At 75.3% G+C, this 15044-nt stretch carries 13 protein-coding genes and 1 pseudogene; all 14 read left to right on the top strand.

Annotation, left to right across the window (positions count from 1 at the left end; translation table 11 throughout):
• A pseudogene (locus CWIS_RS18635) lies at nt 1-321 on the top strand (hypothetical protein); the annotation flags it as partial.
• Nucleotides 318-1028, top strand: a complete 711-nt coding sequence (locus CWIS_RS05105; protein WP_156186556.1) for a hypothetical protein — start codon at nt 318-320, stop codon at nt 1026-1028. The pseudogene CWIS_RS18635 and the gene CWIS_RS05105, both read left to right, overlap by 4 nt.
• Nucleotides 1025-2047 carry a hypothetical protein gene (locus tag CWIS_RS05100; RefSeq protein ID WP_048342161.1) on the top strand — a complete coding sequence of 341 codons (1023 nt, stop codon included), beginning with the start codon at nt 1025-1027 and terminating at the stop codon, nt 2045-2047. Before CWIS_RS05105 ends, CWIS_RS05100 begins: the two co-directional genes overlap by 4 nt.
• The gene (locus tag CWIS_RS18275) at nt 2044-2694 is read left to right on the top strand and encodes a phage baseplate assembly protein V (RefSeq protein ID WP_048342160.1); all 651 of its coding nucleotides are present in this window, start codon (nt 2044-2046) and stop codon (nt 2692-2694) included. The genes CWIS_RS05100 and CWIS_RS18275 overlap by 4 nt, the downstream gene beginning before the upstream one ends.
• A complete protein-coding gene (locus CWIS_RS05090; protein ID WP_048342159.1) occupies nt 2694-3095 on the top strand; it encodes a PAAR domain-containing protein in 402 nt (133 codons plus the stop codon). Before CWIS_RS18275 ends, CWIS_RS05090 begins: the two co-directional genes overlap by 1 nt.
• Complete coding sequence (locus tag CWIS_RS18630) at nt 3092-3544, top strand: hypothetical protein (protein ID WP_048342158.1); 453 nt, start codon at nt 3092-3094, stop codon at nt 3542-3544. The genes CWIS_RS05090 and CWIS_RS18630 overlap by 4 nt, the downstream gene beginning before the upstream one ends.
• Nucleotides 3541-5328 carry a baseplate J/gp47 family protein gene (locus tag CWIS_RS05080; RefSeq protein WP_048342157.1) on the top strand — a complete coding sequence of 596 codons (1788 nt, stop codon included), beginning with the start codon at nt 3541-3543 and terminating at the stop codon, nt 5326-5328. The genes CWIS_RS18630 and CWIS_RS05080 overlap by 4 nt, the downstream gene beginning before the upstream one ends.
• Nucleotides 5328-6599, top strand: a complete 1272-nt coding sequence (locus tag CWIS_RS05075; RefSeq protein ID WP_048342156.1) for a hypothetical protein — start codon at nt 5328-5330, stop codon at nt 6597-6599. The genes CWIS_RS05080 and CWIS_RS05075 overlap by 1 nt, the downstream gene beginning before the upstream one ends.
• A gap of 10 nt (nt 6600-6609) precedes the next feature.
• Nucleotides 6610-7107 (top strand): hypothetical protein, encoded by a 498-nt coding sequence (locus CWIS_RS05070; RefSeq protein WP_048342155.1) that lies wholly within the window; start codon nt 6610-6612, stop codon nt 7105-7107.
• A gap of 13 nt (nt 7108-7120) precedes the next feature.
• Complete coding sequence (locus CWIS_RS05065; RefSeq protein WP_048342154.1) at nt 7121-8068, top strand: hypothetical protein; 948 nt, start codon at nt 7121-7123, stop codon at nt 8066-8068.
• A gap of 27 nt (nt 8069-8095) precedes the next feature.
• The gene (locus CWIS_RS05060) at nt 8096-9781 is read left to right on the top strand and encodes a hypothetical protein (protein ID WP_048342153.1); all 1686 of its coding nucleotides are present in this window, start codon (nt 8096-8098) and stop codon (nt 9779-9781) included.
• 3 nt (nt 9782-9784) lie between these two features.
• Nucleotides 9785-10684: a hypothetical protein gene (locus tag CWIS_RS05055; RefSeq protein ID WP_048342152.1), complete on the top strand. Its 900-nt coding sequence runs from the start codon at nt 9785-9787 to the stop codon at nt 10682-10684.
• Nucleotides 10681-12153, top strand: coding sequence for a hypothetical protein (locus CWIS_RS05050; protein ID WP_048342151.1), 1473 nt, complete (start codon nt 10681-10683; stop codon nt 12151-12153). The genes CWIS_RS05055 and CWIS_RS05050 overlap by 4 nt, the downstream gene beginning before the upstream one ends.
• A 10-nt stretch (nt 12154-12163) precedes the next feature.
• Nucleotides 12164-15044, top strand: a 2881-nt coding sequence (locus tag CWIS_RS05045) for a hypothetical protein (protein WP_197080767.1), incomplete at its 3' end; no start/stop codon positions are given.

The raw sequence follows: 15044 nt of genomic DNA, 5'->3' as shown, positions 1-15044 counted from the left end.
CCGGTCGGCGCCGCAGCGCACGGCCCGCTCGCGACGACCACGCCCGAGCGCGCCGGAGGCACCCCTGTCGGCGGCGCCTGGGCGACCGAAGCCGGCGCCACCACGCCCGCGAGCGCCGGCGCGCTCGCCGCGACAGCTGTACCGAGCACCCCGGGCGCGACGCTCATGCGGCCGTGGCCCGCCGCGGCGCTCCCCACCTTCCACGATGCCTGGGACTCGGCGGCCTCCACGCGCACCGACGGGCCCGGCACCGCGCCGAGCACCGACGAGCTCGCGCTCGCGCTCCACCGCGCGGCCGACCTGCGAGGGCTGCGCCGATGAGCCTGCCCACCGGTCTGCCCAGCGGGCTGCCTTCGACCGCCCCGTCGTCGGGCGCACGCCCGATGCCCGTGATCGGCGACGTCACGCTCACGGCCGCGCAGCGCGTCGACCACGCGCTCGACGGCGGCTTCGTGGACGTGCCGGTGCTCGGGCTGCAGGGGTACGCGCAGCAGCGCAGCGGCCGCCCGAGCCACCGCATGGCCATCGCGGCAGTGCTCGCCGGGCCGGCCGCGCTCGACGACCTCGCCGCGCTGCAGACGCTCGCGGCCTCGGGCGAGGCGACCACGTTCTCCGCGGACATCGTCACCGCGCTCGAGCTCCAGAAGGTCGTCGTGACGCGCCTGGCCGCGAGCGAGGTCGCCGGGCGTTCCGGTGTCGTCGAGATCGTCGTCGAGCTCGCGGAGAGCCCGCCCCTGCCGCCGCCCGCCCAGCTCGCCGGGTTCGGCGGGCTCGACGACTTCGGGCTCGGCGCCCTGGGCTTCGACACCGACCTGCTCGGTGACCTCGCCGACCTCGCGGGCGACGTCGCCGGGGCCGTCGAGGGTGCGCTCGCGGCCGTCGACGCGCTCTCCGCGCTCGCAGGGCTCGCGTCGTTCGACTTCGACGGCGTGCTCGCGCCCGTGCAGGACGTGCAGCGCTCGCTCGAGGACTCGGGTGCGCAGCTCGGCACCGCGCTCGACGCACTGGGTGGGGTGTTCGGCTCATGACGCTGACCACCGGCGCGACCGTCACGCTCGACGACCTGCAGTACACCGTGCAGATCAGGTCGGTCGCAGCCGAGCTCGTCCTGCTGCCGGGCGTCAACCGCGTCGAGGTCGCGATCGCCGCCGGGGTCGACGTGCCCGCGAGCACGGGCGCGCGCGCGAGCGTCGAGCTCGACGGCGGCGACGGCGCCGCGGTCGTCATCACGGGGACGGTCGACCACGTCGCGCACACGACGACGGGGGCCGTGGTCGTCGTGACCGACGCGGGCGCCGCGCTCGCGGCGGCGCGGCCCGCCGAGACCTACAACGGGCTCACCGGCGTACAGGTGGTCGGCAAGCTCGCCGACCTCGCGTCGGCGGACACCGGACCGGTCGCCGCGCTCACGCAGACCGCCGCGTACGTGGCCGACCCGCGGCGTACCGCCGCCGAGCACGTCGCGGCGATCGCCGCGCGCTCCGACGCGGTCGCGGTCGTGGACGCCGAGGGCCGGGTCACGGTCGTCGCGTGGCCCGTCGGCGTCCCGACGGCCGCGATGCGGCTCGACCGCGAGTTCACGTCGTTCACCACGTCGAACCACACGCCCGGGCACGACTTCACGCCCGTGGGAGCGGGCGGATCGGGTGCCGCGCTGTCCCCCGACGTGTGGGTGCCCAGCACCGAGGCGGTCACGGGTGCCGACGACCCCGACGGCTCCCGCACGTGGACGCCGGACCCCGTCCTGCGCACCCGCACCGACGTCGACCTCGCGGCGCGCGGCGCCACCAGCCGCCGCGCCGCGTCGACCGCACGCATGCGCGCCACGTGCTGGCTGCAGCCCGCACGCCGACCCGGCGACGTCGTGCGGATCGACGAGACGACCGACTCGGCGCAGGCCGGGCCGTGGCTCCTGACGTCGGTGCGGCACGAGCTCGCCCCCCGGCTCGCACGGACCACGCTCGTCGGCGTGGCCGCGGGCGCGTCCGACGACCTGCTGGGCGGGCTGCTCGGCGGGCTCGCCGGCGGACTGGGAGGCCTGCTGTGACCGACCTGCTGTACGACGCCGTCGCGCGCATCGCGCGCCACGAGGCCGACGCGCGCTCGTGGGTGACGATCGGCTCGGTCACGGACGTCCACACGACCGCCGCGGGCACGCCCGACCACAGCGTGAGCGTGAAGCTGCGCGACTCGGGCGTCGTCGTGCCGCACCTTCCGGTCGCGGTGGGGGCGCTCGGGTTCGTCGCGACGCCCGCGGTCGACGACCTCGTCGTCGTCGCGTTCGCCGACGGCGACCCGCACGCGGGTGTCGTCGTCGGACGCCTCTACCACCGGGACCTCGCACCGCCCGAGAACGCCGACGGCAAGGTCGTGCTGCAGCTGCCGCCCGGCGACACCAAGGTCGACCTGCAGATCGAGGCGGCCACGCCGCAGATCACGTTGACGGTCGGCGACGTGCAGGTCGAGATCGCGCAGGACTCCGCGAAGGTCACGATCGGCGACTGCGAGCTCGTCGTCGACGGCGCCTCCCCCGGGACGCTGACGGCCAAGGCGAAGGACAGCACCCTGACGCTCGGCGGCAACGGCGAGGTCAGCCTCGAGGCGTCGTCGAAGCTCACGCTCAAGGCGCCCGAGATCGTCATCGACGGCTCGGGCAAGGTCAAGGTCTCCGGTGGCGTCGTGGAGGTGAACTGATGGGCTCCCCCGCGGTCGGCCAGGACGCCCAGGTGGTGGGGGTCGACATCCACATCGTGCTCGTGCCCACCCCCGCGGGCAGCGTGCCGACGCCGCTGCCGCACCCGTTCGTCGCGAAGGTCTCGGGCGCGACCGTCTCGACCGTGAAGATCGCCGGCAAGCCCGCGGCCACGAAGGACAGCACGACCGAGAACAGCCCGAAGCACATCGCGATGCCACCTGGCGTCTCGTTCCAGTCCCCGCCCAGCGACGCCGGCACGGTCGACCAGGCCTCGAGCACCGTGAAGGTCGGCGGCAAGGGGCTGGCGCGCGTCGGCGACCTGGTCACGACCTGCAACGACCCGAGCGACCAGACCACGGGCGCGATCATCGGGCCGGTCGGGACGGTGATGGCCGGATGAACGACGTCCTCGGCACCGACCTGCGCGTGCTGCTCGGCCCGCCCGCGATGGGCGCGCACGACGGCTCGGCGCTCGACCTGCGCCTCGGCGCGGGCGTGGTGGACCGCGCCGCCGACGGGCCGCTGCTGCTCGACGGTCGGCACAACCTCGGGCAGGCACTCGTGCTGCGGCTCCTGACGCCGCGCGGCGCGCTGATCGACCTCGGCCACGGCGAGTACGGCTCGCGCCTGCACGAGCTCATCGGCGAGCGCAAGGACGAGGCCAGCCGCGCGCGGTGCAAGACCTTCGTGCTCGAGGCCGTGGCGGCCGAGCCCCGGGTCGAGAACGAGGTCGTCGAGCTCGCGTTCGACATCGCGTCCGAGGGGCCGTCGGAGCTGCGCTTCCTGCTCACGGTGCAGCCCGTCGCGGGCGGCGAGCCCGTGTCCGTCGGACTGGGGGTGGACCTGTGAACGGCCTGCCGGACGGCTTCTCGCCGCGCCCGTACCCCGAGATCGTGCGCGACACGCTGACCACGCTCACGGGCGGGACGGTCCGCGAGGTCGTCACCGTCCCGGCCGGCGACCTCGTCGTGCTGGACGCGCTGCACGACCGGCCGATCCGCCGCGTCAGCCACCTGCAGGGCACTGTCGAGGTCACCCGGCCGCTGCGCGACGTCAACGGCGACGTCGTGCGCGACGCGCAGGGTGAGGCGGTCAGCGAGACCGTGCCCGTGCCGTACCGCTTCACCGACGCGGACTTCGAGGTCGTCGCCACAGGCCAGCACGGCGCCGAGCGCGACGCGATCCGGTTCCGCCCGACGGGCCGCAAGCCCCCCACGGGTTCGACGGTCGTCGTCAACTACTACCCGTCGCAGGCCCGGCCTGCGCCCATCACCGACCTCAACGTCGGCTCGGTCGCCCGGACGCTGCTCGAGGCAGTGGCCCGCGAGCTCGCGCTCGTCGAGCTCCAGCTCGAGGCCGTGTACCGCTCGGCGTACGTCGAGAGCGCGCAAGGGACGTCGCTCGACAAGGTCGTGGCGCTCGTCGGCATCGTCCGTCGTCCCGGGGGCGTGCCCACCGCACGCGTGCGGTTCACGCGCTCGGCCGGGTCGTCCGGACGCATCACGGTGCCCGTCGGGACCGTGGTCGCCGACGCGCACTCGAACCGGTACGCGACGACCGTCCCGCTCGTGCTCGAGGTCGGCGAGGAGTCCCGCGAGGTCCTCGCCGCTGCGGTGTCGCCCGCGACCCCCGCGGTCGGCGCGGGTGAGCTCGACCGGCTCGAGGTGCTCATCGCGGGTATCGGCGAGGTGGGCAACGAGTCGCCGGCGGCAGCCGCCGGCGGAGCCGAGTCGGACGACGACCTGCGGCGCCGCGCACGCGGCGCGCTCGCGGTCGCGGCGCGCGGCACGCTCGACGCGCTGACGATGGGCGTCAAGAACCTCGAGGGCGTGCAGGACGTCACCGCGACCGAGTTCCCGCACGGCCTGCCGGGCGAGGTCGCGCTCGCCATCGCCTACGACGGCGAGCCCACGCCCGAGCTGCTCGCGCTCGTCGCCGAACGCATCGAAGACCTGCGCCCCGCCGGGATCCGCGTGACCCCGGGCCGCACCGCGACGACACCCGTGCAGGTCACGGCGACCCTCGTGCTCGCGGGGACGGGGGTCGGGGGCGCCGAGCTCGCGTCCCTGCAGGCGGCGCTCGAGGAGCGGGTCACCGCGGTGCTGCGCGACCTGCCGCCCGGCGGCACGGCACGTCCGGGCCCGCTGTCCGCGGCCGCGCTGTCCGACCCGCGCATCGTGGACGCGACGTTCGGGCTCGACATCGGCGCCGGGCCGCAGCCGTCCGTCACGGCACCTGCGGGCACCGTGCTCGCACCCGTCGCCCCGTTCACGCACCTCGTGAGCACCGAGGGCGGCGCGGGCCCGGGGGCGACGGTCCTCGTCGACGCGCTCGTGCCCGTGCACCTCTCGCCGGGCGTCACCGCGAGCGACGCGGAGCAGGCGATGGGCCTGGCCGCACGCTCGTGGGCCACCGCCCTGCGGCCCGGCACCGCGATCACCGTCGACGCGTTCATCGCCGCGGTGCGGGACGACACGCGCTACGCCGTGGTGCGCAGCGACGTCGCGCTGACCACCGAGGCGGGTGACCGGTTCCTGCGCCTCGCCGACGGCCTGGGCGCGCACCCGCTCGGCACCGACGACCGCGCCGAGATCCGCTCGGTCGCGCTCGACGTCCGCGAGGGGGGTGCCTGATGCGCACCGACGCCGTGCTCGAGCACCTGCCGACCCTGTACCGCGAGGGCGAGGTGATCGGCTCGTTCGCCGGCACGTGGGGCGTGCAGCTCGACGGGCTCGACGAGGCCGGCGTCTCGGTGCAGCGCGCGCACTGGTTCGACTCGACGCCGGACCTCGACGAGACGGTCGCCCTGGCGGCGCTGCTCGACATCCCCCCCGAGCCGTTCCACGCCGGGCTCGGCGAGTTCCGCGCGTGGGTGCACGCGATCGTGCGGGCGCGCCTGCAGCTCGGTGCGGTGACGCGCGAGGCGCTGCGGGCGCTCGTCAGCGACTACGCCGAGGGGTTCCAGCAGGCCGCGGGGATCCGCACGGTCGCCCGCATCGACGCATGGGCCGCAGACGAGCGCGGCCCCCAGCTCCTCGACAACCCTCCGCGCATCCGGGACGCACGCCTGCCGGACTCCGGCGGGTGGGAGCCGCTCGCGCACCTCGAGGTCGAGAACCGGGGTCTCGACCCGGCGCCCTGGGCGGTCGTGCTGCGCGGCATCAGCGAGGCGCCCGAGCACTCACCGCTCGTCGTGAACCGCACCACGGGCCACGCCGTGCTGTTCCGGGGGTCGCTCGCCCTCGGCCAGCGCCTGACGATCGCGCCGTCGGCCGCCGACCGCGCACTGCTTCGGGCCGACCTCGACGGCAACGACGTGACCGACCGCCTCACGGTCTGGACGGACCTGACCGCGGGCGCGGGTGGGCCCGGCGACCCCGCGACCACGCTCGCGGCCGGCGCGCTCGCCCGCGGCACGAACGTCCTGTGGTTCCTCCCGCTCGCGACGTACGACTCCCCCGGTCTCGGCCGGTACCTGCTCGCGATGGCCGACGACACGCTCACCCAGGCGCGGTTCGACACGACCGCGTTCGACCGTTCGCTGTTCGCCCAGCCGGCGCTCGTGTCCGCGCGCGTCGCGTGGGTCGAGGCGCAGCCCGCCACGCTCGAGGTGCGCCTGCACGCCGCGACGCTGACGTCGCAGCCGGGCGGAGCCGAGGACGCCGTGCTCGCGCGCGGGCGGCTCGAGGCCGGGCTCGACACGGCGGTCGACCGCACCGCGGGTGCGGGGATCGCGGCGGACGTGGTGCTGCGCGCGTTCACCGAACGACAGCCGGGCGAGGCGCACCTCGTCGGGATCTGGCCGCGCACCTTCCGGGCCGCCGGCCCGACCGGCGCCGACTCGCTGCCGGACTCCGGCGCGACGTTCGACGTGACCGACTTCGACGACTCCGTGCTGAGCTGAGGGAGCGACCATGAAGGCGAAGCTGCACCTGATCCTCACCGATCCTGGCGGGGCGGTCGTCGACGAGCGCCGGGCCCACAACACAGTCATGGCCACCGGCGCCCAGCTGATCGCCGACCTGTTCGCGGGCACCGGCGCACCCATCACGCACATGGGTGTCGGCACCAACGACGACGCGCCCGAGGACGTCGGCGTGACGGCGCTGACCAACGGGAGCGGCGACGACACGACGCTCACGGGCGACACGACGACCGCGATCCCCGCCTCCGCGTTCACGGCGACCTCCGTCCCCGAGCGGCGCGTGGTCCAGGTGCGCGTGCGCGCGACGCTTCCGAACGACGCGGCCGTCGGTCGGATCCGCGAGGCCGGGCTGCTCTCGCAGGGCGACGGCGACCCCGTCCTCTACAACCGTGTGGTCTTCGCACCCGTCGACAAGGGCGACGACCACGAGCTCACGCTGTTCTGGGAAGTCGAGTTCCCGTACGGCGACCTCCAGTGGCTGACGTGAAAGGGGCCCGGTGATGGCCAAGGCAGCGTTCGACATCCGCCTCGAGGGGTACACCCCCGCGAACCGCGACGCGGTCGTCAAGCTCGTGAACCAGTCGACCGGCCAGGCGGTCGAGCGCAAGCCGTTCCTCGACGGCTCGCTGCTCGTGCGCGACCTGGACCCGGGCAGCTGGGAGATGACGGTCTCCCACCCGAACCTCGTCAACGCGATCGACCGTCGGGTCGTGCGGCTGTTCCCGCAGGACATCCCGACGCGCGTCCCGGTGATCGTGCCGCCGGACCTGTTCCGGGACACGCCGATCCGCGACATCCCCGACGCCGACCTCGCACCCGTGCAGCAGCAGGCGGGCGCGATCACGACGAACGTCGGCCGCCTGGCGAACAAGGCCGCGGGCGAGGTCATCCGCGCCGAGGACTGGAACGTGCTCGCCGCGGCGGTCGCCGACCTCGCGCGGGCCGTGGGCGAGCTGACCCGGCTCGTCTCCCCGGTCGGCCACGACCACCCGGAGATCGCCGACAAGATCGCCGAGGTGCAGGGCAACATCCTGCGGTTCAGCGAGTCGTTCGGGCGCAGCCTGCTCGAGCTGCGGCGCGAGGTCGAGAGCCAGAACCTGCGCGGCCGCCTAACCGCGGTCCTGGACAAGGGCGCCGCGACGACCGCCGTGCGCGACCGGGTGCTCACACGCGTCAGCGAGCTCGAGCAGTCCACGCTCGTCACGACCGCGCAGTGGTCGCCCATGATCGCGAACCACTCCAACGCCGCCATCCGCGAGGTCATGGAGCTCGCCAACGGCCAGGGCACGGGCGCGGACGACTTCCTCGCGTCGCCCGAGGTGAGCGGTGCGCTCACGCTCCTGCAGACGTTCTCGGCCGCGGGCGGCGTGAGCAAGCCCGAGGAAGAGCTCGAGACCTACCGGCGCGGCATCGCGGTCGCCGGTCCCGCGCTGTTCCGGTCCCTGTGACCGGACCGTCGTCCGAAGGAGTGCGTCATGGCCACCGTCGTCGAGATCGAACGCCTGCAGGCGCTCGTCGAACGCCTCGGCCCGCTCGCCGCCAAGGCGCGCGGTGAGCTGATCGCGGCCGACGACTGGAACACGCTCGTCGCCGCGCTCATCGAGGTGGGTCGCGCGACCGTCGCCACCGGGCAGGCGGGCGTGCCCCAGCACGAGCACCCCGACCAGGTGTCGATCGGGTGGCTCGACCCGCAGCTGCGCCAGATCATCACCGGCGGCGGGCTCAAGGACCCCGCGTTGGACAGCACGCTCATCAAGCTGCGCCGGGACGTCGGCCTGCTGGACTCGCGCCTGAGCCGCGTGGGCGACGACCTCGCGTCGACCCGGACGCGCGTCGACGCGGTCGCGACGAACGACCTGACCCGCAGCGCGACCCTCGACCGCCTCAACCGCAAGGTGCTGGGCGCGGCCGACGACCGCGGCGACATCGTCGACATGCGCGCGACGTTGCGCACCCTGCAGGTCGAGGTCGGACGCGCGGTCGAGGTCGGCAGCAAGCTCGAGGTCGACGGCCGGCCCGTCGACGTGCCCGAGCTCGTGCAGCGCGTCGACGAGGTCGAGAAGCTGCGCGAGCGGCTCACGCGGCCCGACGGCTCCCTGCTCGACGCGTCCGGGCTCGAGGTCCGGCTCACCGAGCTGCAGTCCGCGCTCGTGACGCAGGAGCAGCTCACGGAGGCGATCGACGAGGTCCGCCAGGGCGGCGGGACGCCCGGCGACCTCGCGCAGCTGCTCGACGCGGCGCGCGAGGCGGCACGTGCCGAGGCGGGTTCGGCGGTCGAGACGCTCGGCACCGACCTGCGCTCGCAGCTGCAGTCCCGCTTCGCCGAGATCGGTCAGGTCGTCGACTCCGCCGTCAAGCGCGAGACCGCGGCCCTGGTGGACCAGGTGCTCGGCACGACGCGCAACGAGCTCGCCGAGTCGCTCAAGGGACTCGACGAGCAGCTGCGCGAGAGCCTGACGTCCGACCTGGACAAGCGGCTCGAGGCCGCCGACGAGCGCCTGCGCGGCCAGCTCGCGCAGATCCAGGACTCGATCGGCGCGCAGGTCGAGCGCGCGGTCGACAACCAGCTCGCGAACGCGCTCGGCGAGGTCCAGGGCCAGCTCGCGCGCGTCGACGAGCGCCAGTCCGCGCTCGAGTCCCAGGTCAAGGAGAACGACACCCGCATCGCCCAGCTCGACGAGCGCATCGAGGTCAACCGCCGCAACGAGGCCGGCGAGCGCGAACAGCTCCGCAAGGACCTGCTCACGGAGATCGGCAAGCTGCAGGAGCAGATCGACACCCGGATCGGGCGCGGCCTGACGGACCTGCGCTCGCAGCTCGCGCTGGACCTCGAGGCGAACGTGGCCGCCGCGCGCCGCGAGCTCGAGGTCAACCTCGCCGAGGTCGCCCGGCAGGCCGCCACGACCGAGGTGCAGGTGCTCGGCAACGGCCTGCAGACCGACGTGCAGGGCGTCGTGCGGCAGGCGGTCGCCTCCGAGACCGCCGGGGTGCGCGACACGGTCGAGAGCGAGCTCGCGGGGCTGCGCCAGCAGGTCGCCGGGCTCGTCACCAACGAGGTCGCGCGGCAGACGCAGGACGTCCCGCTCCTCGTCGAGAAGCAGCTCGCGACGCTGCGACCCGAGCTCGAGCGGATGGTCGACTCGCGCATCGGACGGAGGTGACGCGTGCTCACCGAGCTCGAGTCCCGTCTCGCGGACGTGCTGGGAGCGGCGCTGCCGGCGCCGTTCGGCGGGCGCGTGCGCAGGCGGGGTGCGGCGGGTCCGGCGGGTGCCGGACCGGTCGTGCGGCTCGGTGTCGAGGGCTTCGTGCCGCTCGAGCCCGACGTGTTCTCCACGCGCCCGGAGATCGCCGCGGGCGCCTCGACGCTGCGCCGCGTCGTGCGGCTGCGCGTGACGATCGGCCTGGACGTCACCACGGACCCGCCCGGTGACCGGCTGGGCGAGCTCGCCGGCACCGACGCGCTGCTGTACGCGTTGCAGGACCCGGCCGTGCGGTCCGCGAGCGCGCTCGTCGCACCGGGCGACCAAGGCTTCCGGCTCGACGGGATCGACCTCCTCGAGGTCGGTGCGCAGGACGACGACCCCGACGTGCTCGTCGGTGCCGAGGGCTGGTTCTGGCCCGTCGGCGTGGCCGGGCAGGACGGCCGCGAGATCACGCACGCGCTGGTGCGCGAGGTACGGCTGCCGATGCGGCTGACGTTCGACGCACCGCTGGTCGCGGGCGCCGCGGCGGTCGCGTGCGACCTCACGTTCGGCGCGACGGGCACGCTCGACGTCGCGTCGGGACCGGGCGGCGCGCCGACGACGGCGGCCCCCTTCGGCGCGGTCGCACTGCGGCTGCTCGACGACGGCGGCGGTCCGGGCGCGGGCGTGCTCGACACCGCCGCCTCCCCACCGGGCACCACGGTCGTCGCGACCGTCGACGCCGACGGCGCCGCGTTCACCTACACCCCGCCCGCAGCCGCGGCGCGGGAGCACCTCGTCGTCCTCGCGCACGCCGGGACCGGCGCCGGCGCACGCACCGGCATGGAGCTCGCCCGCTTCGACCTGGTGGTGACGTCGTGAACGCCCCCTCGGTCGGGTTCGTGCCGGTCGAGGCGACGATGACCCTCGTCGCGCCGGTCAGCTACCTGGTCGCCCAGGGCGTGACGATCCCTCCGTCGGGGTACGTCCTGGCGACGCCGTGGCGGCCCGTGGCGGGTGCGACCGGCGCGCGCGTGGACAGCGCGGTGCTCACGGTCGACCCCGTGACGGCGGGCACGGGCCGCGACCTCGGAGTCGTCACGCCCGCGAAGAACCCCACGACGAGCATCACCGTGACCCCGCCTGACCCTCGCGTGCCGACCCGCGGCCTGACGATCCCCTCGCTGCGCTCGGCGCCCGACGGCGAGGCGCTCCCGCTGTCCGCCGACCTCCACCTCGTCGTGCAGCAGGCCGGCAGCCCGGTGGTGGCCGTGCCGCCGCTGCCCGGTGACCACTACCTGCCCGCCCAGCTGACCGGCGGCGACATCTCCGGCTCGCTGCTCACGCTGCCCGACCTCCTCGGTCCGCTCACCGTCACGGTGGGCGCGGGGCGCACGCTCGACGAGCTCACGAGCCTCAGCTTCGCGCACGGCGACGTCCGGCTCGCGGCCGCCCCGATGCCTGTGGGGCTGCACGTGATCGGGCCGGACGGCGACGAGCAGCTCGCCGTCCCGGGGCCGCTGCGCTCCACGCTGACCCACGACCTGGCCCCCGCGCTGCAACGCCACCTGGCGGCTACGGTCACGGCGCCCGCGCCGGGCACCGCACCCGTCACGCTGCGCTCGGACGCCGCGGGCAACGCCCTCGTCCGGCTAGACGTGACCGGCTTCGTCATCGAGCGAACCGTCGAGGGACGGCCGAGCGTCGAGAGCGAAGGGCTGCCGACGAGCGTGCCGCGGCCCGGCGTCGCACCGGGCCGGGCGCCCACGCGCACCCGGGCCGACGTGACCGTGACCCATCACGGAGCCGCGCTGCACCCCTCGTCGGACCCCGTGCCCACCGCCGACGCGGACGTCGGGGGCGTCGCGGTGCACGACGCGCCCGTGACGCGACGGATCGCGGCGGCGACGCTCGCAGGCGAGCAGCTCGTGCGCGTCGCGGTCGTCGGGTGGCCGCACGGCGAGACCGACCTGGCGCTCGGCGTCGCGGGTGCGAACCTCACCGCGCCCGCGCTGCCCGGGGCAGACGGGCGCGGCGCACCCGCCGTCGTGTGGTTCGCGCTGCCCGCGCCGGTCGCCGTCGAGGGGCCCGTCGAGGTCACGTTGCGGGCGACGCGCGGCACGTTCCGGTGGTTCGACCCTCCGGGCGGGAGCGGTCCGGCCGTGCGGGTGGCGGTCGCGTCCTCGCCGGTCGGGAAGGCCGTCGTCGTGGGCGGCGGCCGGGTGGACCTCACGGGTCCGACGACGACGCTCACCGGCCTCTCGCTCGCCGGGACCGACGGCTGGGAGGTCGCGACCGACCAGCTGTGCACGGTCGCGCTGTCGAACGCCGTCATGGAGTTCGCGCCATGAGGAGCCCGTCATGACGCTGCTGGACGACCTCCAGGGCCTCGACCTGTCGGCCATCGTCGACGCCAAGGGCTCGATCTCGGTCGCGCTCGACGCGCAGGACCTGCAGGCGCTGCTCGGCGACGGCGCTGTGGCCGGGGTGCTCGGCGACCTGGGCACGGCCGTCCAGACCGCCGTCGCCGCGGTCGACGACCCGGCGGCGCTCGTCGAGCCGCTCGCGGGCGCGCTCACCCAGCTCCTCGACGCGATCGGCGCGGACCTTCCCGTGGCCGAGTACGCCCAGGCCGTCGCCGAGGGCGCGCGCGTGGTCGCGAGCCTGATCGGCGCACTGTCGGGCGACCCGCTGCAGCTGAGCCTGCCCGGGTCCATCGATGCGGGATCGGCGCTGGGCAAGGTCGCGGGCGGGCTGGGCGACCACGCGAGCGCGGTCAGCGGCGGGCTGGCTCGCCTGCAGTCGCTCGTCCGCACCGTCGACAGCGGGCTGCCGTCCGACCCGAGCGCGCTCGTGGACGTCGCGATGCAGATCCTGCTCCCGTTCGGCGCGTCCGCGATCGACCCCGTGCGCGCGTGGACGGCGAGCGTCGACGCGCAGCTCGAGCGCGTGCGCATCGACCCTCGACTCGGCGAAGGGCTCGTCGTCGCGCTCGGACGCGTGCGGGCCGCCGCCGAGGTCGGGGACGTCGCCGCCGTGCGCGCCGCGCTGACCACGCTCGAACAGGTGCGCACCGCGACGATCGCGCAGCTCGCCTCGGCGCTGCGCACGGTCACGGGGGTCATGTCCGCGACCCGCGTCGGCGACCTGGCCGGCCCGGTGCGGGCGCTGCGCGGCACCCTCGGCAGCGTCGAGCAGGGTGCGCTCGACCTGCTCGACGACTGGCGCGGGATGATCGCCGACGCGCGCGGCTTCGTCGAAGGGCTCGACGCGCAGCGCGCGCTCGACGCGTTGCGCGACCTGCTGGACAGCGTCGAGCAGGCCGCGCGCGAGACGGTGCTGGGCGCCGTCGACCAGTCGGTCGAGGTCGTCAAGGGCTGGCTGCGCGACCTCCTGCGCGAGCTCCCGCTGCGCTCGCTGCGCCAGTCGCTGTCGGACGCGATCGCGCGCCTCGCGCAGGTGATCGACGACGCGGACCTCGACGCACCCGTGGTGTTCGTGCGCGACACGCTGGCCGACGTCGCCCAGACCCTCGCCGCGGCCGACCCGGCGGCACTCGTCGCCGCAGCCGTCGTCAAGCTCGAGCAGGTCGTCAAGGAGCTCGTCGACGCGCTCGCCGCGGCGCTCGGGGACATCGCGTCGGGCGTCGAGGCCGTGGCCGACGAGGCGCGCGTGGTGCTCGAGCGTGCGGTCGAGGGCCTGCGCGCGTTCAGCGAGGCGGCGGCCGCGATCGCCGACGCGGTCGGGGGCACTCAGATCAGCGACGCCGCGACCGCGATCGCGGCGCAGCTGCAGGACCTGCGCGAGCAGGTCAGCGAGGTGGTGTCGGGCGTCGAGCTGCCCGAGCCGCTGCGCGAGGGTGTCGACCAGCTCGTGTCCCTGCTCGAGACCATCGACCTCGACGAGGCCGTGCGGCGTCCGCTCGAGGACGCCGCCGCGCAGCTCCAGGTGCCGCCGAGCGTCGGTGCGACCGTGCGGGACGGCCTGCAGGCGGTCAGCGACGCGATCTCCTCGCTCGTGCCGACGGACCTCGTGGCGGACCTCGACGCGATGCTCGCCGGTGCGCTCGACCAGCTCGGCTCGATCGACATCTCGTCGCTCACGTCCGGGGTGACCGAGGTGCTCGACGACGCGGCGGGCACGATCGAGGGCGTCCACCTGACCGAGCTCGTGGCGCCGGCCAGCGACGTGTTCGCGCAGGTGCTGGGCGCGGTCGACCGCGTGCACCCGCGCACGCTCCTGGCCCCCGCCATCGACCTCTACCAGCAGATCGCCGGTGCGATCCCCGTGCCCGCACCCGACGCGATCGGCACACGCGTCGGGACGGTCGCCGCGCAGGCGGGCGAGGCCGCGGCCAGGGCCGCGATCGAACCGACGCTCGGCGCGATCGGCCTGGGCGGCGGGACGCCGACCCCCGCCGGCACCCAGCCCGCTCCCCCGCCCGACCTGCGGCCCGGTGACATCGTGCGTCTCGTCGGGTACCTGCCGGCTCGGCTGCGCGAGGCGCTCGTCGACCTCGGCACCGGACCCGTCGGCGAGGTCCTGTCGTCGCTGGACGACATGCTCAGCGGCACCGCGGGCGCGCTCCGCACGACGCGCGACCGCCTCCTGGGCCTGCAGGCGCAGGTCGACCGCGCGCTCGAGGCGGCCGTGGCCCCCGTCGGGGCGGCCCAGCTCGACGCGCAGCTCGCGCTGCGTCGCTCGGCCGCGCTCTCCGCGGGTGGGGTGGACCTCGCGGTCTCGGTCGACCTGGTCGCGACGGTGTCACCGGCCGCACTCCTGCGCGCGGTCGAGGGTGAGCGCGCCCTGGTCGCCGCGGGTGCCGGTGGGCTCGCGGGCGCGCTCGTCGGACCGGTGGCCGACGACCTCGTGTCCGTCGCCGAGCTGCTCGAGGCCGTGCTGCCGTCGCAGGTCCTCGGCGACGTCGACGGGTTGCTCGCGGCGCTCGACCCCGAGCCGCTCGCGGCCGAGCTCGACGCGCTGTTCGCCTCGATCGTCGCGGCGCTGCCCGCGTTCCTGAGCGCGGCCGGCACGGCGGTGACCGAGGCGGTCGACCGCATCCGCGCGCTCGTCGAGGAGTTCAACCCCGGCGCGCTCGCCCAGCGCTACCTCACGGTGATCGACGTGGTGCGCGACGAGCTCGCGCTGCTCGACCCCGCCCGCCTCGCCGACGAGCTGGGCGAGGTGCACGCCGTGGTCCGCGCGACGATCGCCGCGTACGACCCGGCGGTCCTGGCGGGCG

It is taken from the genome of Cellulomonas sp. A375-1, from assembly GCF_001040865.1.
Lineage (GTDB): Bacteria > Actinomycetota > Actinomycetes > Actinomycetales > Cellulomonadaceae > Cellulomonas > Cellulomonas gelida.
The sequence above is the reverse complement of the archived record's forward strand: the minus strand, read 5'-3'. Positions and strand labels throughout refer to the sequence as shown.